Below are 24,714 nucleotides of genomic sequence, written 5' to 3' on the forward strand. Positions count from 1 at the left end.
TTATAATAGACGTTAATTTGTTAATTTTTATATAAAGGTAATTTTAATTATGGCAATACATGAACGTGCTGGCTTACCAGCAATCGCAAGCGATTTAGTAGATATTCCAAAGTTAGTTTCTGCTTATTATTTAAACCTTCCAGATGTTAGCTTGCCTGCTGAGCAAGTGGCATTTGGTACTTCTGGTCACCGTGGTTGTTCATTTAACAATGCGTTTACTGAATTACATATTTTAGCGATTAGCCAAGCATTGGCTGAATATCGTAAGCAACAAGGTTACACGGGCCCAATGTTCATTGGTAAAGATACCCATGCGCTTTCTGAGCCTGCGTTTGCTTCTGCTGTACAAGTATTAGTGGCTAACGGCATTAAAGTGATTGTGCAAGAGGGGGGCGGATATACGCCAACGCCTGTTATTTCTCATGCTATTTTACAACACAATAATGCGCATCCAGATAACTTAGCTGATGGTATTGTGATTACCCCATCACATAATCCGCCAGAAGACGGTGGCTTTAAATATAACCCGCCAAATGGTGGCCCAGCAGATGGCGATGTCACTAAGATCATTCAAGATCGTGCTAATGAAATATTAAATGATAACTACGATGATATTTTGCAAGAAGACTTCGCTGAGGCGATGGAATCTGATCTTGTTGAACATTACGATTACATCAAACCTTATGTTGACGATCTTAAAAATGTATTGAATTTAGATGCGATTGCTAAAGCGGGCATCAAAATTGGTGTTGATACACTAGGCGGTTCAGGTGTTGCTTACTGGCCTGTGATTGCTGAAACCTACGGCTTAGATATTGAAGTTGTTAATGACCGCGTTGATCCTACTTTCTCATTCATGACATTAGATAAAGATGGAAAAATCCGTATGGATTGTTCATCGCCTTACGCAATGGCCGGTCTGATTAAATTAAAAGATCAGTTTGATGTGGCAATTGCTAACGATCCTGATTATGACCGTCACGGCATTGTGACTAAAAGCTCGGGTTTATTAAATCCTAACCATTATCTTGCTGTTGCCATTAACTACTTGTTTGAACACCGTACAGAGTGGCCAAAAGATGCAATCGTAGGTAAAACATTAGTTTCAAGCTCAATGATTGACCGCGTAGTGGCTGCCCTTGGTAAAGAGTTGTCTGAAGTGCCAGTTGGTTTTAAATGGTTTGTTGATGGCCTTTATGAAGGTAAGTTTGGTTTTGGTGGCGAAGAAAGCGCGGGTGCTTCATTCCTACGTAAAGACGGAACAGTATGGAGCACGGACAAAGACGGCATCATTTTAGCGTTACTAGCAGCTGAAATTATTGCGGTGACGGGTAAAGATCCAGGCGAGCATTATAGCGAGTTTACTGAAAAATTTGGCTCTCCTGTTTACCAACGTTTTGATGCACCAGCATCACCAGAGCAAAAAGCGGTATTAGCCAATTTAAGCCCTGAAATGGTCGAAGCTGAAACATTAGCGGGCGAGCGCATTTTAGAGAAGCTAACGCATGCCTCAGGTAATGGCGCTGCTATTGGTGGCCTTAAAGTCACCACTGAAAATGGTTGGTTTGCAGCCCGCCCATCGGGCACTGAAAACATCTATAAAATCTATTCAGAGTCGTTTATTGGCGCTGAGCATATTGCAAAAATACAAGAAGAAGCACAACAGATCGTTGCCTCTGCGTTTGCTAAAGCGGGATTGTAAAGATTTACTAAGCAGGAAAATTTATTGCTAACATAAAGCGAACTATCACTCTGTAAAGAGAGGGTAATTCGCTTTTTTTATGTCTAAAAAACGTATTTAAAGGGGCGTAGAATTGAGGAGGGTGACGAGAGATTTGCTGCTGTTAATCTATGTACTGTTTTAGATCAATAACTTAAAAAACTAAGTTATGATGAAATAATGGTAAATTAATCATGTTTATATTAACTTTGTCACTAAAAATTAATAGAAACAAACTATTATCACTAAATTAAAGTTTAGAACGATTTACATTGAACGACTTAATTAAAAATTTCATTTAAAATATCACTACAAAATATAGGTATCACATGGCCACAGTAAAAGACAAAGCAGCAAAAAAAACGACTGCAAAAAAAACGACTGCAAAAAAAGTAGCTCCCGCAAAAAGCGCAAGCAAAAAAGCGACGCCAGTAAAGGCCTCTCCAGCAATTAAATGCACGACTAAGCAGATGCAAGACGCTATTGTAGATCGTTTGCATAAAGGCCTAGGCACAGATTCACAAAAAGCGAATAATAAAGCGTGGTGGAATGCCACGTGTTACGCAGTGAATGAATTAGTCTTTGATAAACTAACAAAAACACAGCAAAGCCACTGCGGTAAAGATACCCGCGCGGTCAACTACTTATCACTTGAGTTCTTAATGGGACGCTTGCTGTCTAATAACTTGCAAAACTTAGAGCTTTTCAGCGTGGCTGAAGATGCTCTGAAAGCACTGGGTAAAGATATTTACGAAGTGTGTGACGAAGAGCCTGATATGGCATTAGGTAACGGTGGTTTAGGCCGTTTAGCCGCTTGTTTCATCGATTCATTAGCAACACTCGGTTACCCTGCGATTGGTTACGGCATCCATTACGAACATGGCCTATTTTCACAATCGTTCCAAGACGGTCATCAAATTGAGCGTCCTGATACATGGCGTGAATACGGCAACCCATGGGAGATTTGCCGTCCAGAGTCTATTCAACATGTACCGCTTTATGGTTATGTTGAAACTGTGTTTGATAAAGAAGGTGGTTCATACAAAGTATGGCATGCAGGCCAGAAACTTAAAGGTGTGCCATGGGATATTCCCATTGTAGGTTATGGTGCTAAAACGGTTAATATCCTGCGTTTATGGGAAAGTCGTGCCGATGAAGCCTTTGATTGGGATGTATTTAATGCCGGCGGTTATGTTGACGCGCAAGCAGAAAAATCAAAAGCAGAAACAGTGTCAAAAGTACTTTATCCAAATGACACAACAGAGGCGGGTAAAGAGTTACGTTTAATTCAGCAATACTTCTTCTGTGCTTGTTCGGTTAAAGATATTTTACGTCGCTTTAAACGTGCTAACAGTGATTGGTCATTATTACCTGAAAAAGTGGCGATTCAGTTAAACGATACACATCCAACGATTGCTATCCCTGAATTAATGCGCATTTTAGTCGATGAAGAACGTTTAGATTGGGATTTTGCTTGGTCACTGTGTCAACAAACATTTGCTTACACAAACCACACATTATTGCCTGAAGCACTTGAAAAATGGACTGTTGGTTTATTTGAAAAAGTATTGCCGCGCCATCTTGAAATCATTTATGAAATCAATCATCAGTTCCTTAAATTGGTTGAACAAAAATGGCCGGGCGATCAAGCTAAAAAAGAGAAACTATCTGTTATCGAAGAGGGCGGTCAACGTCTAGTTCGTATGGCAAATCTATGTGTTATCACAGCCTATAAAGTAAATGGTGTTGCTGCTGTTCATTCTGCACTCGTTAAAACAGACCTCTTTCCTGAGTTCCATGAGCTGTTCCCAACTAAATTGGTGAATGTAACCAATGGTGTAACGCCACGTCGTTGGTTAAAAGCGTGTAATCCTAAACTAGCAGGTTTGTACGATGAGACCGTGGGTGCTGATTGGGTTGTTAATTTAGATAAGCTAAAAGATGCACTACCAAAAGCCAAAGATGTGGCTTTCCAAAAGCGCTTTATGGATATCAAGCAAGAGAACAAAGTCGCATTAGTTAAAGTGATTAAAGACTTAACGGATATTGATGTTTCACCGGATGCGATTTTTGATATTCAAATCAAACGTCTGCACGAGTACAAACGTCAGCAGTTAAACTTGATTCATATTTTAACGCTGTACAAACGTCTGCTTGAAAATCCTGACTACGACATGGTACCTCGTGTATTCCTATTTGGTGCAAAAGCAGCACCGGGTTATCACATGGCGAAACAAATTATTTTTGCGCTTAATAAAATTGCCGATAAAGTAAATAACGATGATCGTATTAAAGGCAAACTGAAAGTTGTTTTCCTTCCAAACTACCGTGTTTCATTAGCGGAAGTGATGATTCCTGCTGCTGATGTTTCAGAGCAAATTTCAACAGCTGGTTTAGAAGCATCGGGTACGGGTAACATGAAACTTGCACTTAATGGCGCGCTAACAGTCGGTACGATGGACGGTGCAAACATTGAGATGGCCGAAGAGATTGGCGCTGAGCATATGTTTATCTTTGGTTTAAGTGTTGCTGAAGTAAAAGCGCTTAAAGCAAGTGGTTATAATCCTTACGATTATTACTACAACAACCCTGAACTGAAATCGGTACTTGATTGGTTAGACTCTGACTTCTTTACGCCGGGTCAACCTGGTGCATTGTCTGATATCAAACGTAGCTTGTTAGATTGGGGTGATGAATACCTTTGTTTAGCGGATTACGAGTCTTACGTGCAAGCACATCAAGCGATTGATGATACTTACCGTAACAAACCGTTATGGGCACAGAAAGCGATTATTAACAGTGCTTCAATGGGGAAGTTTAACTCAGACCGTTCAATCGAAGATTACGCATCAACGATTTGGAAACTGACTAAACACCCTCTGAAATAAAACCTAAAAATTTGTTTTAAAACAAAAAAAGGCGATATTAATTTCTATTAATATCGCCTTTTTTATTAATCGGGTTACAATAAATTCATCCCAATTTGGCTAATGCTAGAATAAAATAAACAGAGGTTTTTATGTCTGAAGATAAAAATACAACTGAAGCAGATGTATGTGAAGCGTGTGGTACGATTGTTGAGCTAGGCAGCGTCATTCATGAAGACGATATCGTCTTAGTACTGCCATTTGATGGTGCAGATCAAGCGGGTGTTAAAAAGTTAGCTCAGAAATATATTGATGCAGCTAAAGCACGTTTTGAAACAGTTGAAATAAACCAAGAAGATTCAGTCACAGAGCAAGGTTTTGCTTGCCAAGTTACGTTCACATTTGAATGTACTGCTGAAAAATTGATTTTTGAAATGGGTTTAAGTGCAATTTAAGCACGCTTTCAATCGTTAGACTTATCTTAGAGCTTACCTGTTAAGCTCTTTTTTTCGCTTCTTGTAAATCTTAATTTCTCCTTTTCTTGCTTAATCGTTATACTACTCACATTATTACTTTATTAACCCTATTTTTATACCTTGGAGAGTCCTTTGCTCATTGATGATTTACCCGTTGATCGCCGCTTGATTATGTCCCTTTCGCACTTGGGATTTACAGAAACAACTGAAATACAAGCGCAAGCAGTCCCAATTGCGGTTGCTGGTAAAGATCTACTTGCATCATCAAAAACAGGCTCAGGTAAAACACTGGCGTTTTTATTGCCAGCAATGCAACGTGTATTAAAAACTCGTGCATTAACCAAGCGTGATCCACGTGTTTTAATTTTAACGCCGACGCGTGAACTTGCAAAACAAGTGTATTCACAACTGCGTTTATTAGTTTCAAATACTAGCTTAAAATCAACACTGGTATTAGGTGGTGAAAACTTCAACGACCAAGTTAAACAACTTGATCGCGACCCGCATTTTGTTGTTGGTACACCGGGACGTATTGTTGACCATCTTAAAAAAGGGTTGTTGCATCTACACGGCTTAGAACTACTTATCTTAGATGAAGCGGATCGTATGTTAGATCTTGGTTTTGCTGAGCAGTTAAAAGCAGTGAACGAAGAAGCAAATCACCGTTTACGCCAAACATTATTATTCTCTGCAACACTGGGCCATGCCGAAGTAAACGAATTTGCAGCTGAATTATTAAAAGCACCAGTACGTATTGCCATTGGTGAAGAAAATCAGCAACACAGTGAAATCACACAACGCTTTTATTTAGCGGATAACCTTAACCAAAAAGAAAAGTTACTTTTCCACTTTGTGCAAAAAGAAACGACTAAACAAGTGATTATCTTTACCGCAACACGTAAAGATACTGAGCGTTTAAGTGCTGTTTTGAATGAGAAAGGTTGTTCTTCAATTGCGCTACATGGTGATTTAACACAAACGAATCGTAACCAGATTATGGATTCATTCTTCCGTGGTAAAGAGCAGATATTAGTAACAACAGATATCGCATCACGTGGTCTGGATTTATTAAACGTAAGCCATGTTATTAACTTTGATATTCCAAAACATACGGAAGAATATATTCACCGTATCGGACGTACGGGTCGTGCAGGAACAGCGGGTGATGCAATTTCAATCATTGGTCCTAAAGACTGGGATAACTTTAAGAAAGTAGAGTCTTTTGTACAACAGTCTATTACTTTTGACCGAGTGGAAGGTATTAACCCGAAATTTAAAGGGTTAAAACCTGTTGTTATTAAGTCAGCAAAAACAACTCAATCGCTTAAAGAGAATAACAAGAAAGTGCAGGCTAAAAAGCTGAAAAGCAAAGCGCCAGCGAACAAAACCTTCCATGAAGCACAAGATGTTGGTTTTGCACCAATGCGCCGTAAGCCAAAAACTGACGCGCCAATTGATACTGACGAAGAATCGTAGTATCGGCTAAATAAAAAGAGAGTGCCCACTCTCTTTATTAAAGTTTGCTCATTTGATTTGAGCAAACTTTAAATAGGAATGTAATTCACTGTTTTTATGTTCAACGGCAGAATGAATATTCAGCTTGGCATTCGCAACAATAGTAAAGCAATAGTGGTTACCCGCTTTAATAATATCAACCTCTAATAACCCCCCTGATAAAACCCATGTGCCCTGTGTTTCGTAGCGGTCAAATAAACGATATTCATTAAGCGTCCCGTCCTGATTAAACACTAACTCGGTAAGATACCCATGCTACCTCAATATACTTTGTCAGGCACAAGCTCGATAACCAGAGCAAGGCACAATAAAGGATTAAAAAAAGACGTTAATCCTTTATTGTTATTCACTTTTCGCTTGTTGTAACGCTGGGCTGCCATGGTTGAATAATAATCGAGCTTGCGCCCCGTAGGGCAAGGTAACTTGCACCCATCTACGTCGTTATAAAATATCGACTTAGAATGACTAGGCTTCAATTTTATGCCTAGTATCTCGGCACAATTTTCCTTGCTGACTTTGCATCTTGAAGTAGCATGGGTATATAACCCTCGGTGCAGGTTTTTATCCAATGTGTGCCTGCGACATCTGTAGTGGTAATTTCACGTTTTTGACGATGCCAATCGATGAATGCCTGACTTTCTACTAATGAAGTATCAATAGAGACTGCATTTTGTAATGCCTGTTGCTCAGATTCACGGACAAAAAGTTGTAAGAGTACTTGTTGTTTATTCATCTCTTATTCCTTTGAAAAATAACCTGTGGTTCAGTATTAATAATTTTATGGCTAGAAACAAAAATGACCCACCATAGCGCGCTATTGATGAGTCATTTTAATAAATTTTTGTCACTCGCCTATTGATCAGCGTGATTAAAAATCAGTTAATGGCTGACAGGTTAACCGTAAACAGGTTTATCGTAGTTATGACCTTCATCTGTGTAGGCTGTCACCATCACATCTTCAACTAGGCCTGTTTCTGCTTGTACTTGGCTTTCGAAAAAGTGTTGAATTTGTTTTCTGCGACCGTGTGCTGACCAAGCTTCTGCATTTTCCCAAATTTCATTAAATGCCAAAGTGAATTCATTGTTCATTGCACTTGGATGAGAAATTTGGCGCGTTAGCATATATTGAATACAGCCTTCCTCACGGTATGAATCAGGTTCAAGGGCTTTCAATATTTCAAATAATTCAGCTTCTTTACCTGCTTTAGGTTTGAATTGAGCTAAAACGTAAACGCGGTTAGACATAATAGTGGCCTTTTAATAAATTAAGTATTGAGGGCTAACTTTACCCTTAAAAAACAGAGTGTCAAAGTAACCAAGGTGAAATTTTTATGAGCTGGAGAGATTACTAGGGGAGTGGGTTAATAGCAGAGTGCTCGACACTTCATTTAATAAAGTGCGAGCAATATTCTAATGACTAAAGTCGCGTTGTTATTTTACTTCAAGCACTGGCGCGGTATATGCCTCTGTGCCCCATAGTGGAACCGTTGACATTGAATGCTTGTAACTACCATTGATCTCTTTTGTGCTGTAAGAAATATAGATAAGTGTTTGTGTTGATTGGTCAAAAATACGTTTTATTTTTAGCGTTTTAAAAAGAATGCTTTTTGACTTCTTAAAAACTACTTCACCACCGGGTGATGTGTCTACATTCGCTAGCATTGCCATCGTAATTTCACCGGTTTGGCGACAACTAATTGAAGACTCTGATGGGTCTGCAAAGTCTAAATCGGCAACGATATTAGAGATATGACAGGTAACACCAGTCACTTCAGGATCGCTTAACTTTTGAATTTTAATATCTTTGGTAGTAAACAGCCCCAGCGAGACATTACCGACTTCATTTTTTGAATAGCTATTAAAGATGAAAAAAGCGATCACTAAGATAATGAAAATTGCGCCGTAAATCTTTATTTTTTTTAACATTTTATTTTATTTCCATATAGTTTTAATGAGGTTATTTCTTGAAATCCCAAGACAGGTTGGATACTAACTGGCATGCATCACATTTGAAATCAAAAATATCAAATAGCGGGGAGGTTAATCGCCAATCTCCGCCACAGCTAGGACATTTTCTATTTTGCTCTTCCACTAAGCTATTACCCGCGACACGGTAAAGGTAATAATAAGTAGGCACTTTAGTGACACATTGAATGCGTTTACTGAGGTTACTACCTCGGTGATATAGTTTGCTATCAATGTCACCCATCTCTTTTAAAATCGCACCTGACAGCGCTGAGCCGTTCATTTGCAACTCATCACAATTAATCCACTCTTCTTGCCACTTTAAAACACTTTTACGATCGCCATTACTGATCGCTTCCGGTGTTCGGTACAGCGGAATAGGTTGTAATGTTTCGCCACAACGTAGTGGTGAGCAGGTATCTAAGAAAGTGGTGTATAACACTTGCCAGCTAGGTTGAAAATCAGGGGCACACTCAAGGGAGTTTAAATCCTCTGCCACCGTTTTTACTTTAGGCGCGAGTAAACCTGCTTGGGTTAACTGATTAAGCGCATGGGTTACCTGCGGGCTATTAAATAGTTCATCAAGGCTGTTTTCTTCAGGACAAACAAGGCGTGTGCTAAATACCGCGCCTAACATGGCAATCGGAAACTCACGGCCTAGGATTTGTCCGTTATAACGCAACATATCAAAATAATTATTAATCGCGCGTTCAACAGCTGCGTATTGGGTATTTTGATAACATTCAAATGTAAGCTCTTTAATAAACACTTATTTTCTCTCTTTTAGTGTTTTAAGCTCTGTGTTTAATGCTTTAAGGTCGGCTTTCAATTGTTGAATCTCATCTTTAAGTGGGGCGATTAGCGTTTCTATTTTAGTGTCTATGGTGGCCGCTATTAATTTATCAAAGCTACCCATTTCTACTTTTTCATTGGCAATTAATGCAGGCTCTGTTGGGGTATTAATCTCTTTATTAGGATTATCTTGCCAAAGCTTTAACCCTTGAATAATCGTCGGTAGTGGTACGTTTTTAGGTAATCTCGCTTTGAGCATCGCGGTATTGGGCGTTTTGCCTTCTTTGGCAATTTGCTGCGCGATTAAAATAATTCTGTCCATGGGGAGCCTTTAGTGAAATTGATCTGTTGAGTCAAAAGAACGGTAAACGGGTAACTCAAACCGAGGGCGAAGTAAGCCTGAAAGTAACAGTTTTCCTTGATAATTGTTTTCGTTATCACTGCTAAATTCAAAAGTAAAACTTGCCTGAAGGAAGTTAGGCCCAAGTTTATAGTTAAAGCTTGAACGTGATACGCTGAGTAGCTGAAGATCTAGCTTCACACATTGCTGTTCTATTAATGTTTTTGCGTATTCAGATTGCTGTCTTAGTTTCCAAATAAGCGTGAAAAAAAACACAACAAATAAAATAAAAAGTAGATCTATCACAGTGTTAATCCTTATTATGCAGCTGGTTGTACACCAGAAAATAGCAATCCAATTGCTTGTGATAACGCGGGTGAACGCGCGGTTAAACGTAGCTGTTTTAATACTTTTTCACGCAATGCAGGAATCGCCACTAAGTCGATAAACAGTTGCGGGAACAATGAACTGTGGTGATTCGCCAGCGCTTCAAAGAAACGATTAAGTAACGTTTCATCTTCAAGTAATGACCAACAACGACCTGCAATACAGACAAACCAATGTTCGTTATGAATCAGGTCAGAATTAATTTGTTGATCAAATAATGCTTTAGTAATACCCACAGCAGGGGCGCTTGAAAGAGCACGTAATAACAAAATGGCACTTTCTTGATGATTCGCCTGTAATTCAAGATCTGCCTGTTTTGCGATAGCCGCTGCTAAGTCGCTATTAATGTCATGCTGATGCTCTAAACATAACGCTAATGATTGCAAAGGTTGCTGTGGCAAATGGGGTAACGCATTAATCAGTGTTTGTTGGTTATCATCGTAATTAAGGCGAGCACAAACATCGGCAATACCTTGAATACCTATTTCTTGCCACTCATTCCACTGTTTTTTACCTGAAAAATATTGTACTGCTGCAGGGTAAAAGCTAGAAGCTGGGCGTACGAAGTTGGTATTCATAATGGCATTAAAAATAGCGAGTTTTTCAGCTGCCGGTTTATAAATAAAAGGATTGCTCGCTAAACGTTCTTGCAAGTCTTCACTCATATCGCCGGTTAGGTTTTCACCCATGGCTTCCATTACCATTTTTATAAAACTCGTTTGCGCGGTTATTTTTAATAAGCCTTGTTCATCGACCGGTAATTTTAAAAACCAAACAAAGTGATCTTGTTGCTGTTTATTGGCCTGCCAAAAAGTCAGTCCAATAAAAGCATGTTGTTGAATAGGGTATGGGTAAGGTAATTTATTTTCAGCTATTTTCTGAAAAGCACTATTAGAAATTTTAGTGACTTTACGCCCTAAATCATAGATGCGAAATTGGCACTGAGCCTGCTGTAAAAAATCGGTAAGCGTATTTATATTCATAAAAAGTTCTTTTGTGCGTAACGTGTCGGGATTATATCAGGAATCAATACGACTTTGATCCCTGTAATGTTATATTAACGCGCTACAAAGTGACGGTTTTAACAGAGTTATAAAATGCACCAGTTTGAACAACAAAAACGACAGTTATTAGCGCGTCTATTACGCGAGTTAGAAAGTGAATTGTTAGCCCTAAATTTATGGCAAAAAAACAGACCCTGCGAGCAAGCATTAGCCAGTGTCGAACCTTTTGCTATCGATACATTAAATTTCCCCGAGTGGTTACAATTTATCTTTATTGAAAAGATGACTCAACTATTACAATTAGGCTTAGCACTTCCTAGTGCAATGGCGATAACGCCAATGGCAACAGAATATTTTAAAGTGCGAGTAATGGACAGTGGTGCGCTTATCGCTGTGATTACGCGCATTGATTTAGTGATTAACGAGAAAATAAAATGTTAGAAGAACCTTTAGAAATAGAACAACCTGCTTTCCCTGATTTAGACATTATCTACCGCGATGAATACCTGATTGCGATTAACAAACCTTCTGGTCTATTGGTCCATCGTAGTTGGCTTGATAGCCATGCAACAGAGTTTGCCGTGCAGAAGTTGCGTGACCAAATTGGTCAGCATGTTTACCCTGCACATCGTTTAGATAGACCCACCTCAGGCGTTTTATTGTTTTTATTAGATAAAAGTCATGCGACAAATTTGATGGAACAATTTGCACAGCAAAAAACAGAAAAACGTTATTTAGCCGTGGTACGTGGTCACATTGGCGAAGGCTTTTTAGATTACGCGCTGAAAAAGAAACTGGATAAAATTGCTGATAAACATGCTTCGCAAGATCAAGAAGCACAGGAAGCGCAAACCGGTTACAAAGGACTCTCATTTTGTGAATTACCAATCGCGGTACGTCCTTACCCACAATCACGTTATTCGCTGGTGGAAATGGTTCCTAAAACCGGGCGCCGTCATCAATTACGTCGTCATATGAAACACCTTTGCCACCCTATTATCGGTGATACCACACACGGTGATGGTAAACATAATCAGATGTTCCGTGATAATTTCGACTCAGATCGCTTGTTATTACACTCTTCATTTCTTGGCATTACACACCCAGTAACGGGTGAGAAAGTGGAAATTCACGCACCACTTGATGACACTTTTAATTCATTATTACTTAAACTTAATCTGGACGTTGAAACATGCACAAAATAGCCAATCGTATTATCTTAGTTGTGGTCATTCTCTTAGCGGGTTTGTATTTTTTACAAAGTAAAATCAACTCCCCTGAAGAGTGTCAAAAAGTGGCGGGTGTTTGGAATGCAACAGAAGAAGTGTGTGAGCAAACAACCACACAAACTATTTATGAAAGCCTTTCTTCGGGTTATCCCATTACCATGACTTACCCTGAAACCGATATTCAGGTTGAGATTGATAAAGTGGAAACCGTTGAGGAAGTTTATTATCTTCGTGGCCATTACCAAATCTTATTAAAAGAAGCGACGGGTGATGAGCAAGCGGTTTATGATCGAGGTCTGCTTTACCTTAATATGTCTAAAATGGTTATTTTAAATGAAGCGGAAGGTGGCTTAGTACATTATGCAGCACCGTTTATTATCAATACGGTTGGTAAAGGCGTGTTTGTTTATAGCGGCTTATTTTCTTACGATATGAAATCTAAAAAGAGCGTACATTTAGATTCTGCATTATTAGGGAATCGTATTCGAGAAGAGAAAATTACTTATTTCAACGATTACCTGCAAGTTGATTTTAAAAATCATGGTGAGCACCAAGCTTATGCGGATTACCCAACAAAAAATGACGTTATCTATTTGAAACTATTAAATAACTTCTCAAGCTTTGAAACGGTAGAAAGAATGCACAGCAGTTGGGATGAAAATAGCGATGGTAACAATGACTGTGAATCCGATGGCAGTTGCGACCATACGACTAACTACAGCTTACCACGCGCCAGTCTATGAAATTAAACTGCGATGTCGGTGAAGGTTTTGATAGTGATAAAAGCCTAATGCCCTTTATTGGGCAAGCCAACATTGCCTGTGGTGTGCACGCGGGTGACGCTGATTTGATGGCTGAAGCGATTAATATCGCGAAGGTAAACAATGTCACTATTGGCGCGCATCCTAGTTATAACGACCGAGAAAACTTTGGTCGTTTACCTATGTCATTAAGCGCAGAGCAAATTAAGCATCTTATCTGTTCTCAGGTAGCGGCTTTACAAGCGTTAGCTAAGTTACAGAGTGTTGATGTTGAATATGTAAAGCCACACGGTGCGTTATATAATCAGATGATGCAAAGTGAGCTGGTTTTTAGCGCAATCGTTGAAGCGATTGCTTGTTTTGACGCGCCCTTAAAGTTAATGATTTTAGCGCATCCTGCGTTACAAGATTATCAGCAGATCGCTAAAAAAAATGGCGTTACACTGATGTTAGAGGCCTTTGCCGACAGAGGTTATGATGATGCTGGGTATCTGGTTAAGCGCAGCGAGAAAGGCGCCTTATTAGCGACTCCAGAACAAGTAGAGAAACAAGTGAAACAGCTGGTGGAAACATCAACGATTACCACGATTAATGGCAAGGTGATTAAGCTACAGGTTGATTCTATTTGTGTGCATGGCGATAACCCGATTGCTGTGCAACAGATACCAAAATTAGCTAAGTTGCTGGCATGATAAAGGCGGTTAATGAAAACTGTTTTTTAATCACACTCAGTGATCATATCGACCTTTCATTAACCGTAACAATTGCGCATTTAGTCAAACAAATTAACGCCAACTTCCCCACAAATACATTACTTGATATCACACCTTCCTATAACACTATTTTGGTGCAATTTAATCTCTTAAACATAACGCCATTAGTCGCAGAAACTCTGCTTATTAATCTCTGTGAGGAAAGTAATCAAACACGCACGTTGCAAGGGAAATTGATTGAATTACCGGTTTATTACCATGACTCAGTGGGCTGGGATTTACATAAAGTCGCTACTGAAAAGCAGTTGTCGATTGAATACGTTATTCACTGCCATACGGATAAAACCTATCAAGTGTGTGCCATTGGTTTTGCGCCAGGTTTTGCTTTTTTAGCTGAGCTTGATGATAAAATATGCCAACCTAGGCATCAGTCTCCACGTGCTTTTGTTCCCGCGGGTAGTGTTGCGATTGCCGATAAACAAACCGCCGTTTATCCAAGTGATAGTCCCGGTGGTTGGCATATAATTGGCAATTGTCCGGTAATGCTTTTTGATATTAACAACCATCCGATTAGCCCCTTTGAGATTGGTGACAGGGTGAAATTTAAAGCGATTACTCATCAACAATTTATTGAGTTAGGCGGTAAGGTGATCGATGAGAAATAATGCAGGCTTACAAGTCATCAAAGCAGGGCTGTTTACTCAACTGCAAGATCAAGGGCGATATAACCAAGCACAACAAGGATTAAGCCAAGGTGGTTTTTGTGATGAGCTAGCGGCTGGCTGGGCGAATTATTTACTGGGTAATTCAGCGAGTTGCCCGTTACTTGAAATCTGTTTTGGACAAGCTGAATTTGAAGCGACAGCAACGGTGCAACTCGCATTAACAGGTGCGCCGATGAATGCACAAATCCTGTATGTATCGGGTCAACGACAAGCGCAAAAAAATAATTGTTCATTTGTATTAAACAAAGGACAGCGTTTATTGCTCTCTTTTGCCACCAGTGGCGTACGTGCTTACCTTGCTATTAAGGATGGGTTTACTGTTAAGCCAATATTAGGCAGTGTGAGTTGTGTAAAACGTAATGTCATTGGTGGATTAAATGGCGATGGAAACGCACTAAAAGATAATGATTTTTTACCCGCCACAGCACTAACGAACTGCGCGCCTGAACGTAAAATACCTTGCAAATTTATCCCTGATTATAAGCAATCAGTGACACTCTCAGTGATTGAATCCTACCAGTGTGACGCGTTTTCAATGAATGAAAAAACACGTTTTTATAACAGCGAATATCATATTGATAAACAAAATGATCGCATGGGAATGCGCTTACAGGGACCGGCGATTAATGGCCGATTAAGTGGGGTTGTTTCTGAGGGGATTGCCCTTGGTAGCATTCAAATACCTGCCGATGGACAGCCCATTATTTTATTGCAAGACAGGCAAACACTAGGTGGTTATCCTAAAATTGGCTGTGTCAGTCGCTGTGATTTAAGTTTACTTGCACAGCAGAGTAGCGGGAAAGAAATTACTTTTAAACGCACGGATTTAGCAACAGAACAGTTACGTTATTTGCAGCGTTTACGTTTTTTTAATGTGTCGCTATAGACAAAAAAGAGTCAAATTACCCCGTTAACGCCATCTTTTATATAACAAATTTTATCTTGACCATTTTCTGACCTGTTACCCGCCATTCTCCTTGTCTTTTAAACTAAAATTACAGTGTCGCTGCATTGTTTTAAAGGAGAACCACATGTTAAAAAATACCTTATCTATTCCATTTTTTTCATTGTTGCTATTAGTTGGTTGTGGTGGAGAAAGTGGCTCCAGCAATTCAAGTAGCGGTAGTGTAACAGCGAGCAGTGGCACGACATTTTCATTGTCCGTCAGTGATGCTCCCGTTGAAGCCCTTTCCAAAGTGATTATCTGTTTCTCCCAAATTGAACTTAAAAGTGAAGTCGCCGATGTATTGCTTGATTTAACGCCTAACCCTCTTTATGCGGATGAGTTATGCGTTGACAAAAACAGTTATGCGATTGACCTTAAAATGTTCACCGGCGCTGATTATATTACGTTGCTTGAAGGGATAATTATTGAGGCGGGTGATTATTCTCAATTGCGTTTAATTATGTCTGAGGGGTCTTACGGGGTATTTGCAGATGATGATGTAACAACTGTAGCCATTAAAGTTCCTTCAAATGAACTTAAGTTAGATGGTTTTACAGCCGTGATTGGCGGGGTCATAGACTTAACCGCGGAGTTTGATCTTAATAAAGGCATGACTAACCCTGTAGGCTTAGATTACTATTTTTTGAAACCGCGTGGCGTACGTTTAGTGGATAACAGTGAGTCGGCAACGGTAGCGGGTAGTGTCGATGCCGATGATTTTTGTACCCTTAGCAATCCTGAGGTCGGCGATATTGTTGGTAGCGTTTATCTATATCAGGGTTTTGATTTAGCGATTGAAAATTTAGCGGATAACGGTGGGGATGAATCACAACTGCCTTATGCGAGTGCGATGGTGACGTATAAGGGAGAAACTGATTATGAGTACGAAGTTGGATTTGTTACGTCGGGCAATTATACCGTTGCATTTAGCTGTGATAGTGACGATCTTCCTGAAGAAGACAATAGCATTGTCTTCGAGCAAAAATTAGAGACGCAGGTTGGCACTGAAAAACGTGTATTAAACTTTGTCTTTGCTGATTTGTAATGGTTATGTATCAACTCGTTTTTTACGTACCAGAGAGCCATTGCGAACATGTTAAGTCTGCACTCTTCAAAGCGGGCGCGGGTAAAATAGGCAACTACGATTCATGCGCTTGGCAAGTATTAGGGCAAGGGCAGTTTCGGCCGTTAAAAAAAAGTCATGCATTCATTGGAGAGGTGGACCAACTAGAGCGCTTAGCTGAATATCGTGTAGAAATGGTGTGCGAAAAAGCATTAATCAAAACCGTACTACAGGCTTTGATTAATGCGCATCCTTTTGAAACCCCTGCTTACAGCGTGATTGAAATTAAATCATTACAGGATTTTTAATTATCAACCTATAGCGGGGAGGTAATGTTGGCCACTCATTTATAGGTTTATAAGACACTTTGGGGCATTTTGACTTAACTTTCTAGATCGCAAAGTGGCATAAAGCACCCTAGAAAATTCATGTGAATTCAAGATTCAAGAACTGAGCCTCTGGCCGTGATTTTCTGTTCGTCTACGCTCATCCTGTCTGTAGTTTAACTTGGTTTGTGTCGCTTTCGCCTTTTGAGCGAGTTACTTTCCTTTAAACGCACCAGCTCAAACAGCACATCCATATGCTGACTGAGCTTAGTGGCGACGTCCTGTCGCCCCTTGCTAAATCAGCGACACCTTAGCAATAAAAATGGAAGGGGATTCCCGCAGCCTCGTTGTGTAGCGTTAAATTAAAGATTAAAATCCTAACCAAATTTTTTACTCTGAAATTCAGCCAAAAGACTTGGGAGTCCCAGATTGGCCAACATGGGCCATGAAGCGTCCTAGAAAACTTATGCAAATTCAAGGTTAAAGACCTGATAATCAGGCATGGGTTAAATAGATTGAAGTAATCAGTAAATGCACTCTATAAGGCATCATAAAATGATTTTACGATTGCATCAGTATAGAGGACTAGTAGAATATTAGACATTGAGCATATGCTCACAACTTATGCAGGTTTAGATGTTGTCATGTCGAAATATATATCATTAAATAGGCAGTTCTCTCTAGTTTCAAAAGATAAGCAAGATACGGATGAGTATGATGTATCACTTCGCCATGTATTTGGAAAACCTGATTCGTGGGAAGAATTATTGAGAGAGTATCGTTGCGTGGTTTTAGCCGAAGCTGGAGCTGGAAAAACAGTAGAGTTTACGGAAAGAGCGAAGCTGGTCAAAAAGGAAGGAAAGTTCTCTTTTTTTATTAGAATAGAATATATTGTTAATCAATTTTCTGAGGCTTTTGAGGTTGGTGATGAAGATGCTTTTAATGGTTGGTTAGCCTCAAGTGAAGAAGCTTGGTTTTTCTTAGACTCTGTAGATGAAGCGCAACTGTCGAGCCCAAGGGCATTTGATAAAGCCATACGACTATTTGCCCAAGGCATTAAAAAAGGGGCTCACAGAGCACATATATACGTCTCTAGTCGGCCTTATAGTTGGAGAGTTAAAGCCGATCAACTTTTAATGGATAATCACCTTTTCATTCCATCTTCTGCGACAAGTCAGTCAGATAGCCAACCTAGTAGTACACTTAAAGTATACGGTTTAAATCCCTTAGATAAAAACAGAATATCTGCTTATTGCAAAGCTCGTGAAACTAAAGGTATTGATAGGCTGATAAATGAAGTTCAGAGGCTTAGTCTTTGGGGTCTAGCCGAAAGGCCATTCGATTTAGATCTTATTATTACTAAGTGGGAGAAGGATAGTTCACTTGATGGGCGTCTAAGCCTTTTACAACAAAATATTGATATTCGACTTGCAGAGAATCATAGCGATGTGCGCACTGCCCTGAATGCAGATAAAGCTCGTGATGGTGCACAACGTTTAGCCGCCGCTGTTGTATTAACTGGTAATGTTGGAATTAACATCCCTGATTCATTACATGATAAAAAAGGAATTGATGCAGATACAATTTTATTTGATTGGGATCGAGAGGATGTTAAAACGTTACTCGAAAGCGCGCTATTCAATGACATTATCTATGGCGCTGTTCGATTCAGGCATCGAGATATAAGAGAGCTATTAGCTGCAGAGTTTTTTGTTAAATTACTCAAAAGTGGACGTGACCGCTTACAGATTGAATCTTATTTTTTCAAAAAATCTTTTGGTGAAACCATTGTAACTCCTTTACTTCGTCCTCTATTACCATGGCTTATCTTATTTGATGACAACATACGTATTAAAGCTTTAGATATTAAACCTGAAATTGCAGTTGAAGAAGGAGACCCATCCCAGCTACCACTACCTGTAAGAAAAAAAATACTGTCAGATATTGTGATTAGGATTGCCAACGATAGTCATAAATACTCTATTAGGAATAACGATTCTATTGCAAGAATTGCACAATCTGATCTATCAGAATATGTTTCTAATCTTATTAGTACTAATTGCAATAATGATGACGTTATTTTCTTCCTTGCTCGATTGGTATGGCAAGGAAATATGGCTAATTGTATTAAGTTATTAATGCCAATTATAAGTAATAGCAATAGAGGGAAGTACTTAATAATTGTATCTATTAGAGCCGCAATGACTTGTGGGACGGAAGAGCAAAAAAAATTATTATGGGAGGATATAAACGATAATCATGATGTTATTTTAAGAGAAATATTAGTAGAACTAATTAATGGAATGACACCAACAGAAAACTCTATTGAATTACTTCTTTATTCTATTCCTAAACTAGCTCGGTACGAAGAATTCGAATCATCAAGGTTAAGCTATTTTTTATCCCAGTTTATCGAATGTGCAAGCTCGAAAATTATTGTTACATTTTTGGATGGAATATTTCCTTATTTAAAAACTGCGCCTTACCTTGATAAGAGTGAATGTCGAGTATCAGAACATTATGCTTGGCTACTCTGCGTAGCTTTAAAATGTATAGAAAAGCTAACCCTTGATAGGGATAATTATGTGCTCTCGAAGACGTCGCTTTCTATTTTAGAAAGTGCAGCCAAAATGAATTTTTGGCGACAGGATAGCTCAGAAGAGCTGAAGCATGATTTGAAAAAATTGGTTCCTCAGTGGTCTGAGTTGAATGAAGCGCTATATTGGTACAGTATCGATAAAGCCAGAAGTAACTCGGACGCTAAAGGCAACACTTTTACTGATGATAATCGCATTTCTTATATAGATCATTTTTGGTGCCTTGATGGAAGTTGTTTCTTTTACTTATTATCTTGCATAAAGAGACGTTCGCTCAATGATGATCGGTTAGTTGCCCTTAATGCTGCTTATAGAGTGTATTTACAATTAGAGCCTAAAGATAATATGCTAGAGGAGCTAAAGAGTGCTGTAAAAGGAAGTGGTGTTCTAGTAGAGCGATTAGATAAGCTGTTAAACCCCGTAGCTTCAGAATATGATCTGAAGCTTAAAGACGATAGAGTGAAGCGTGCTTCGAAGGTTAAAGATGAAAGGGTGAAGATAGAGTTTAACCGAAGAGAGTGGATTGCTTCATTGCGTAATAACCCTCAGAGGATTAAAAACCCACTAGTTGCGATTGGAGAGATTTCTAATGATCATTTATGTTTAATGAGAGAGCTAGAAAAACAGAGTTCAGATTATAACTGCTTTGATTACTCAAAATGGCAGATGTTAATTCCTGAATTTGGCGAAGAGGTGGCAACAGCATACAAAAACTTTTGTATGCTGCATTGGAGAAATTACAAGCCACAACTAAGATCAGAAGAGGAGCTTGAAAACTCTATTCCTTACTCATTAATACTTGCACTGGCAGGGCTGGAAATAGAAGCTATAGAAGTCGATGACTTTCCAAAATCGTTAAATAATGCTGAAATTAATAGGGCACTACGCTACATCACTTGGGATATGAATTGTTTCCCTAGCTGGTTTGAGAATATGCACAAAGAGTTCCCTAAGGAAACGGAAGTTTCTGTATTAAAAGAGGTTGTATGGGAATTGGAGGAGCACAAGCAGGAGGGGGGGATAAATCATATACTACATGATTTAGTCTATTATGCTCCTTGGTTGAATGTGCATATTGCTTCTAAAATATTAGAACATTTAATGCATGCAACTACTTCTGTTTCTTTAAAAAAAGAACTCTGTGTAAGGGTCTTAATTGAGGGGGGAACTGAACCTGAAAAACTATCTCAATTAGCTGAACAGAATATAGCCACGAATCAATCAAACAGTGACGAAGCGGCTTGGTGGTTTGCATTGTTAGTTGATAGTGTGCCCAATATAGGAATTCCAAAACTTGAACATTGGTTAGCTAGTTTAGATCAAGGGGAGGCGACAAGTGCGATGGAAATATTTATCGTTGCACTATTAGGAAGCAGAATGTCTCGTAAATCTATTTACAGCGCTGGAAGATTCAAAACGGTACAGCATATAAAATCTCTATATCTTTTAACGCATAAGTATATCAAATTAAGTGAAGACCTTGAAAGAGCTGGTAAAGGAGCTTATAGCCCAACTACTCGTGATGATGCCCAAAATTCACGAGATATGCTGTTTAATTATTTGATAGAAGTGCCAAGTAAAGCTAGTTACTACGCTATAAAATCTCTAATTGATATTAATCCCGATGAATCTTGTAGGCCTTGGATGCTGGAACGTGCTTATAGAATAGCAGAGACCCAAGGAGACATGGCTCCTTGGTCTGCTCATAAATTTAAAGAATTCCATAAATCAAACATTATTATTCCAGAGTCACAAGGCCAGCTTTTTGAATTGGCAGTACAGCAATTAAATATAATCAAGGATTGGGTTGAGAATGGTAACGATAGCCCTTGGATGACTTGGCAGCGAGCTAAGACAGAAAATGAGGTGAGAACACTCATTGCTGGTATGTTAAGGCTAAATAGCAAAGGGCATTATACTATTGCTGAAGAGCCTGAATTGGCTAATGAACAGCGTATGGATATTTGGATTGCTAATCCATGTATCGCATCGCCAGTTCCTATCGAGTTAAAATTACTTGATAAAAGTTGGAGTGGTCCAAAGTTATGTGAGCGATTAAGAAATCAATTGGTTGGCGACTACCTTAGAGAAAGATCTGCTAGTAATGGTGTATTTCTTTTAGTCTCTTTGTCTACAAATAAAAAATGGAAGATCGGAGGTAAGTTAGTAGGAATTGAAGGCCTTTCGTCTGCTATGAAAGACTACTGGCAAACTATTTCCCATGAAAATATTGGCATAGAAGAGATAGAGGTAGTTGTTATTGATATGGGTAAAAGAGCTTTAGTTTGTGACTCATAGGCATAGGTATGAAAGCTGCGTGGTAACGTTAAGCCTATTACAAATGAAACTTTTGAAATGCTTAAAATAATTAACAGAATTAGATCTCTTTTTAAGTGATCTAATTCTGTAGTTAATAAAAATATTTTCTAACTACACCTTTTCTTTTGTTTTTATCTATTTGTTTGCAGTTACTATTCCTATAGGTCTTGTAAAACGTGGTCTCCTCACAGGGACTCGAACCCCGATCATCCGCTTAGGAGGCGGGTGCTCTATCCTGTTGAGCTATGAAGAGATAAATGAAGTGTATCAACTATTTAATGCGAGCTAAATCATTAATTTGTATGTTACCCAGTGGAAGGTTATCTAGTGTGCGTAAAATGGCACTATTGTGATCAACTTCAATCACTTTCATTGCTCCTTGATATTGGCTTTTTGAATTACGTTCAATACCAAACTGGTCTTTTTGACTGGTCGAATAGAATATCGAAAGTATAGACCCATTGGTAATACCATTACTCTTTCCAAGATTGATTTGCAGGCTATTGTTATTAACAGAAACCACTTTTGCAGTCGGTTGTTGGCATTGCAGTTTATTTTCTAAATCAATATTTACCTCATCGAGCAACGCAATAATGGCTTGACCATAGTCTTTTTGCCAGAATTCTTTACTTTGTAGGTTTGCCTTTTCGTGTTTGTCATATTGCCAAGGTGCCTGAGTACGATATTGCTTACTAGAAATTAAGTGTCCCTGTAATGCATCGTAAAGGTAAATTGTAATATAAAAGTGACGTTTTGGATTCAATGTCCAGTAACTTAAAGAGTTTTTACTTTTGAATGTGACTGAAATATCGTTGATTTCACCGTAGACAATAAACTGGCTATCAGTTGTCATTGCAAGTGAAGTTAAGGTGTCGGTTTGCTTGTTGTCTTGATATTGCTCACCTAATTTAACGGGAGAGTTTATGTATTGTCGAACATCTAAGCTTTGCGGTGAAAGTTTTAGCTGATTAAAGAGGGTCTTGCTGATCAGTTTGTTAATCTCAAAGATACTGCCGTCAGTGGCTTGTTCTGGTGTGTTTAATTTGAATCGTGTCAGTGCAATGGATTTTGGGAAATTACTGCCGTAGCATATTTCCTCTGGTGTCTGAATATCGACCTTAAGCGTAACACTGATAGTTTCTCCACCAACCTCGCCGTATCGATGTTCATCGATGATGGTTAATGCTTTTATTTCTCCTTCGCTATTTAAGGCTAATTTATTTTCAATTAATACACCATTGGTAACTTGTTGTAAGCTAGAGATTGTACCGCCGGAAAAAAGAAGGGCACTTTTTACCGCTTTTTTAATCGCACGTTCACGCGCGTTGTCCCAATCACTGTCAATAACACTAGCGCTGGCGGAAGACTCAAACCATTGGGCTTGGAGCGTGTTTGAGAAAATAACTAAAAAAAATAAAATGTATTTATTCATGGGGTAACCTTTGATAAATCACTGCTATTAATTTGAATGCTGATAATATCTACTAGGAAGCAAGATCTATACCACGCTTATTTTTTTGGTAAAAATATTTATTCAATTCTATGTTAAAGTTATGTAAATGATTGCCGATAACTTAATTTATGAATTATCGTATTATCCAAGGTTGGTATCTATGAAAAAATTATTATTAATTGCCACAGCAGTCCTTTTTTTACAAGGGTGCAGTATAATGCACGAGACTGACGACACTATTGATAATACGGTTCAAAGTGAGCCTCAACCTACGATTTCACGGAAAAATAGCGACGAATATTTATATTATTATGTTGCTCATTCCTTTAGCCAAGCTGATGTAGAAAAAGATGCGAACCAAGAAAAATCTGGTGTGCAAACTGAATCTAATGGTTATGGACATCAATACTCTTTTAATGGCGAAAAATCGTTAATATTATCGGAAGTTGTCAGTAAAATGGCAGATCAGCTTTTATATAACTTCCCGAAAAAATATCACAATGAAACGATCGCATTAACCTCCATTGTTGATTTGAATGATCACTCTGTGACTAATTGGTTAGGGCAGACAGTGTCTGAGCAATTTATTCATGAATTACATATTAGACAATTACGTGTCGTAGATTTTAAATTAACAGGCAATATTCAGTTAACGGATGCGGGTGAGTTTGCGCTAACACGTGATTGGAAAAAGCTAAATAAAGGCGTTGATGTACGCCGTATCTTGACTGGGACAATGTCACGTAATGAAGAAGGCGTTATCTTTAATATACGTATTGTTAATGCCGATTCAAACTTAGTTGAATCAACGAGTAGTGCTTTTGTTCCCCATAATATGTTTGTTGGTGGGCAATACGATTATCAAAGTAAAAAGTATTATCAACGAGATAGTCGCTTTGTACAGCAAAACAAATCACAAGTTCGCCTCGTCAAATAATAAAAGTTGGCTTGTTTATTGCATTTTCAAATGTAATAAATAAGCTAGGAAACTTTTATGAAATCATATCTATCTGCAATACTAATAATACCTCTGCTATCTGCTTGCGCCCACTTCGCTGAGAAACCGCCTGTAGTGCCTGAACCTACAGCGGAAGAAAAAGCAGAAGTAATAAAAAAATCCCTTTTTACCTCTGTCGGTTATGCTTCAATTGATGCACAACCTGGTAATAGCTTTGATTTGAAAATGTTAAATGCCATTAAAGCCTCCAAAATAGAAGCCTACAAAGAGATGGTCGAACAAATACATGGTGTGCTAATCCGCGCTGATGACACCGTAGAAGGTGCTGTATTAATTGATGATAAGATAGAAGCACAGGTAAAGGGGCTGGTTCGTGGAGCACGCATCTTAAAAAGCTACCATGAAGGTGGGGTTTATATCACTGAGTTAGAGTTTGACATGCAAACGTTACTTTTTTTACAGAAGACTGAAGCGAGTCAGCAAGCTGGAAAAACGATCAGAGTGAAACCTTCTGTGTATTATTAAATTAAATAAATATTAAGAGATTTTTTTGAGGGG

General features: G+C 38.8%; 24 protein-coding genes and 1 tRNA gene. 15 read left to right on the plus strand and 10 right to left on the minus strand.

All coding sequences use genetic code 11. The annotated features are described in order from the left end of the window. The first annotated feature begins 49 nt into the window (after positions 1-49). From pgm to CXF74_RS12810, 4 genes are all read left to right on the plus strand, one after another. The gene (pgm, locus tag CXF74_RS12795; protein WP_101082824.1) at positions 50-1,702 is read left to right on the plus strand and encodes a phosphoglucomutase (alpha-D-glucose-1,6-bisphosphate-dependent); all 1,653 of its coding nucleotides are present in this window, start codon (positions 50-52) and stop codon (positions 1,700-1,702) included. A 347-nt stretch (positions 1,703-2,049) separates the two neighbouring features. Then, complete coding sequence (locus CXF74_RS12800; protein WP_101082825.1) at positions 2,050-4,608, plus strand: glycogen/starch/alpha-glucan phosphorylase; 2,559 nt, start codon at positions 2,050-2,052, stop codon at positions 4,606-4,608. A 131-nt stretch (positions 4,609-4,739) separates the two neighbouring features. Continuing rightward, positions 4,740-5,042 (plus strand): DUF406 family protein, encoded by a 303-nt coding sequence (locus CXF74_RS12805; protein WP_101082826.1) that lies wholly within the window; start codon positions 4,740-4,742, stop codon positions 5,040-5,042. Between the two features lie 153 nt (positions 5,043-5,195). After that, positions 5,196-6,539 carry a DEAD/DEAH box helicase gene (locus CXF74_RS12810; RefSeq protein ID WP_101082827.1) on the plus strand — a complete coding sequence of 448 codons (1,344 nt, stop codon included), beginning with the start codon at positions 5,196-5,198 and terminating at the stop codon, positions 6,537-6,539. A 48-nt stretch (positions 6,540-6,587) separates the two neighbouring features. Here CXF74_RS12810 and CXF74_RS12815 read toward each other — a convergent pair whose 3' ends face one another. The 8 genes from CXF74_RS12815 to CXF74_RS12850 form a co-directional block, all read right to left on the minus strand. After that, the gene (locus CXF74_RS12815; protein ID WP_101082828.1) at positions 6,588-6,812 is read right to left on the minus strand and encodes a hypothetical protein; all 225 of its coding nucleotides are present in this window, start codon (positions 6,810-6,812) and stop codon (positions 6,588-6,590) included. Positions 6,813-7,062: 250 nt separating this feature from the next. Further along, a complete protein-coding gene (locus tag CXF74_RS12820; protein WP_101082829.1) occupies positions 7,063-7,311 on the minus strand; it encodes a hypothetical protein in 249 nt (82 codons plus the stop codon). 161 nt (positions 7,312-7,472) lie between these two features. Further along, positions 7,473-7,823: a putative quinol monooxygenase gene (locus CXF74_RS12825; RefSeq protein ID WP_101082830.1), complete on the minus strand. Its 351-nt coding sequence runs from the start codon at positions 7,821-7,823 to the stop codon at positions 7,473-7,475. Positions 7,824-8,009: 186 nt separating this feature from the next. Further along, a complete protein-coding gene (locus CXF74_RS12830; protein WP_101082831.1) occupies positions 8,010-8,504 on the minus strand; it encodes a CreA family protein in 495 nt (164 codons plus the stop codon). A 31-nt stretch (positions 8,505-8,535) separates the two neighbouring features. Then, the gene (locus tag CXF74_RS12835) at positions 8,536-9,312 is read right to left on the minus strand and encodes a Zn-ribbon-containing protein (protein WP_101082832.1); all 777 of its coding nucleotides are present in this window, start codon (positions 9,310-9,312) and stop codon (positions 8,536-8,538) included. After that, a complete protein-coding gene (locus CXF74_RS12840; protein ID WP_101082833.1) occupies positions 9,313-9,657 on the minus strand; it encodes a hypothetical protein in 345 nt (114 codons plus the stop codon). Positions 9,658-9,666: 9 nt separating this feature from the next. Then, positions 9,667-9,981, minus strand: coding sequence for a DUF3301 domain-containing protein (locus CXF74_RS12845; RefSeq protein WP_101082834.1), 315 nt, complete (start codon positions 9,979-9,981; stop codon positions 9,667-9,669). A gap of 14 nt (positions 9,982-9,995) precedes the next feature. Then, entirely contained in the window at positions 9,996-11,045 is a 1,050-nt protein-coding gene (locus CXF74_RS12850; RefSeq protein WP_101082835.1) for a DUF3549 family protein, read from the minus strand. A 114-nt stretch (positions 11,046-11,159) separates the two neighbouring features. On the opposite strand from CXF74_RS12850, the gene CXF74_RS12855 reads away from it, so the two are divergent. The 9 genes from CXF74_RS12855 to CXF74_RS12895 all read left to right on the plus strand — a co-directional run bounded on the left by CXF74_RS12855 (position 11,160) and on the right by CXF74_RS12895 (position 21,724). Then, positions 11,160-11,507, plus strand: a complete 348-nt coding sequence (locus tag CXF74_RS12855; RefSeq protein WP_101082836.1) for a YqcC family protein — start codon at positions 11,160-11,162, stop codon at positions 11,505-11,507. Then, positions 11,501-12,271, plus strand: a complete 771-nt coding sequence (gene truC / locus CXF74_RS12860; RefSeq protein ID WP_101082837.1) for a tRNA pseudouridine(65) synthase TruC — start codon at positions 11,501-11,503, stop codon at positions 12,269-12,271. Before CXF74_RS12855 ends, truC begins: the two co-directional genes overlap by 7 nt. Continuing rightward, positions 12,259-13,038 carry a hypothetical protein gene (locus CXF74_RS12865; RefSeq protein ID WP_101082838.1) on the plus strand — a complete coding sequence of 260 codons (780 nt, stop codon included), beginning with the start codon at positions 12,259-12,261 and terminating at the stop codon, positions 13,036-13,038. Before truC ends, CXF74_RS12865 begins: the two co-directional genes overlap by 13 nt. Beyond that, positions 13,035-13,748, plus strand: coding sequence for a 5-oxoprolinase subunit PxpA (locus CXF74_RS12870; RefSeq protein WP_101082839.1), 714 nt, complete (start codon positions 13,035-13,037; stop codon positions 13,746-13,748). Before CXF74_RS12865 ends, CXF74_RS12870 begins: the two co-directional genes overlap by 4 nt. Continuing rightward, positions 13,745-14,434: a 5-oxoprolinase subunit B family protein gene (locus CXF74_RS12875; RefSeq protein WP_101082840.1), complete on the plus strand. Its 690-nt coding sequence runs from the start codon at positions 13,745-13,747 to the stop codon at positions 14,432-14,434. The genes CXF74_RS12870 and CXF74_RS12875 overlap by 4 nt, the downstream gene beginning before the upstream one ends. Next, the gene (locus CXF74_RS12880) at positions 14,424-15,380 is read left to right on the plus strand and encodes a biotin-dependent carboxyltransferase family protein (RefSeq protein ID WP_101082841.1); all 957 of its coding nucleotides are present in this window, start codon (positions 14,424-14,426) and stop codon (positions 15,378-15,380) included. The genes CXF74_RS12875 and CXF74_RS12880 overlap by 11 nt, the downstream gene beginning before the upstream one ends. A 145-nt stretch (positions 15,381-15,525) precedes the next feature. Continuing rightward, the gene (locus CXF74_RS12885; RefSeq protein WP_101082842.1) at positions 15,526-16,485 is read left to right on the plus strand and encodes a DUF4382 domain-containing protein; all 960 of its coding nucleotides are present in this window, start codon (positions 15,526-15,528) and stop codon (positions 16,483-16,485) included. A gap of 5 nt (positions 16,486-16,490) precedes the next feature. Beyond that, positions 16,491-16,811, plus strand: a complete 321-nt coding sequence (locus CXF74_RS12890) for an NGG1p interacting factor NIF3 (RefSeq protein WP_101082888.1) — start codon at positions 16,491-16,493, stop codon at positions 16,809-16,811. Between the two features lie 662 nt (positions 16,812-17,473). Next, positions 17,474-21,724, plus strand: a complete 4,251-nt coding sequence (locus tag CXF74_RS12895) for an NACHT domain-containing protein (RefSeq protein ID WP_232772517.1) — start codon at positions 17,474-17,476, stop codon at positions 21,722-21,724. Between the two features lie 198 nt (positions 21,725-21,922). Here CXF74_RS12895 and CXF74_RS12900 read toward each other — a convergent pair. Together CXF74_RS12900 and CXF74_RS12905 are read right to left on the minus strand one after the other, a co-directional pair. Then, positions 21,923-21,998 (minus strand) — tRNA-Arg (locus CXF74_RS12900). 18 nt (positions 21,999-22,016) lie between these two features. Next, positions 22,017-23,177 carry a flagellar assembly protein T N-terminal domain-containing protein gene (locus CXF74_RS12905; RefSeq protein WP_101082844.1) on the minus strand — a complete coding sequence of 387 codons (1,161 nt, stop codon included), beginning with the start codon at positions 23,175-23,177 and terminating at the stop codon, positions 22,017-22,019. Positions 23,178-23,415: 238 nt separating this feature from the next. On the opposite strand from CXF74_RS12905, the gene CXF74_RS12910 reads away from it, so the two are divergent. After that, positions 23,416-24,135: a FlgO family outer membrane protein gene (locus CXF74_RS12910; protein WP_232772518.1), complete on the plus strand. Its 720-nt coding sequence runs from the start codon at positions 23,416-23,418 to the stop codon at positions 24,133-24,135. A gap of 57 nt (positions 24,136-24,192) precedes the next feature. Continuing rightward, positions 24,193-24,681 carry an LPP20 family lipoprotein gene (locus CXF74_RS12915; RefSeq protein WP_101082846.1) on the plus strand — a complete coding sequence of 163 codons (489 nt, stop codon included), beginning with the start codon at positions 24,193-24,195 and terminating at the stop codon, positions 24,679-24,681. The last annotated feature ends 33 nt before the right edge of the window (positions 24,682-24,714 follow it).

The sequence above is a fragment of the Psychromonas sp. Urea-02u-13 genome (assembly GCF_002835995.1).
In the GTDB taxonomy this organism is placed as follows: Bacteria; Pseudomonadota; Gammaproteobacteria; order Enterobacterales; family Psychromonadaceae; genus Psychromonas.

Excerpts from the sequence above, each read along its gene's own strand:
- pgm (WP_101082824.1), top strand. The coding sequence starts at position 50 with ATGGCAATACATGAACGTGCTGGCTTACCAGCAATCGCAAGCGATTTA.
- CXF74_RS12800 (WP_101082825.1), top strand. The coding sequence starts at position 2,050 with ATGGCCACAGTAAAAGACAAAGCAGCAAAAAAAACGACTGCAAAAAAA.
- CXF74_RS12805 (WP_101082826.1), top strand. The coding sequence starts at position 4,740 with ATGTCTGAAGATAAAAATACAACTGAAGCAGATGTATGTGAAGCGTGT.
- CXF74_RS12820 (WP_101082829.1), bottom strand. The coding sequence starts at position 7,311 with ATGAATAAACAACAAGTACTCTTACAACTTTTTGTCCGTGAATCTGAG.
- CXF74_RS12825 (WP_101082830.1), bottom strand. The coding sequence starts at position 7,823 with ATGTCTAACCGCGTTTACGTTTTAGCTCAATTCAAACCTAAAGCAGGT.
- CXF74_RS12830 (WP_101082831.1), bottom strand. The coding sequence starts at position 8,504 with ATGTTAAAAAAAATAAAGATTTACGGCGCAATTTTCATTATCTTAGTG.
- CXF74_RS12840 (WP_101082833.1), bottom strand. The coding sequence starts at position 9,657 with ATGGACAGAATTATTTTAATCGCGCAGCAAATTGCCAAAGAAGGCAAA.
- CXF74_RS12850 (WP_101082835.1), bottom strand. The coding sequence starts at position 11,045 with ATGAATATAAATACGCTTACCGATTTTTTACAGCAGGCTCAGTGCCAA.
- CXF74_RS12855 (WP_101082836.1), top strand. The coding sequence starts at position 11,160 with ATGCACCAGTTTGAACAACAAAAACGACAGTTATTAGCGCGTCTATTA.
- truC (WP_101082837.1), top strand. The coding sequence starts at position 11,501 with ATGTTAGAAGAACCTTTAGAAATAGAACAACCTGCTTTCCCTGATTTA.
- CXF74_RS12865 (WP_101082838.1), top strand. The coding sequence starts at position 12,259 with ATGCACAAAATAGCCAATCGTATTATCTTAGTTGTGGTCATTCTCTTA.
- CXF74_RS12870 (WP_101082839.1), top strand. The coding sequence starts at position 13,035 with ATGAAATTAAACTGCGATGTCGGTGAAGGTTTTGATAGTGATAAAAGC.
- CXF74_RS12875 (WP_101082840.1), top strand. The coding sequence starts at position 13,745 with ATGATAAAGGCGGTTAATGAAAACTGTTTTTTAATCACACTCAGTGAT.
- CXF74_RS12880 (WP_101082841.1), top strand. The coding sequence starts at position 14,424 with ATGAGAAATAATGCAGGCTTACAAGTCATCAAAGCAGGGCTGTTTACT.
- CXF74_RS12885 (WP_101082842.1), top strand. The coding sequence starts at position 15,526 with ATGTTAAAAAATACCTTATCTATTCCATTTTTTTCATTGTTGCTATTA.
- CXF74_RS12890 (WP_101082888.1), top strand. The coding sequence starts at position 16,491 with ATGTATCAACTCGTTTTTTACGTACCAGAGAGCCATTGCGAACATGTT.
- CXF74_RS12895 (WP_232772517.1), top strand. The coding sequence starts at position 17,474 with ATGTCGAAATATATATCATTAAATAGGCAGTTCTCTCTAGTTTCAAAA.
- CXF74_RS12905 (WP_101082844.1), bottom strand. The coding sequence starts at position 23,177 with ATGAATAAATACATTTTATTTTTTTTAGTTATTTTCTCAAACACGCTC.
- CXF74_RS12910 (WP_232772518.1), top strand. The coding sequence starts at position 23,416 with ATGCACGAGACTGACGACACTATTGATAATACGGTTCAAAGTGAGCCT.
- CXF74_RS12915 (WP_101082846.1), top strand. The coding sequence starts at position 24,193 with ATGAAATCATATCTATCTGCAATACTAATAATACCTCTGCTATCTGCT.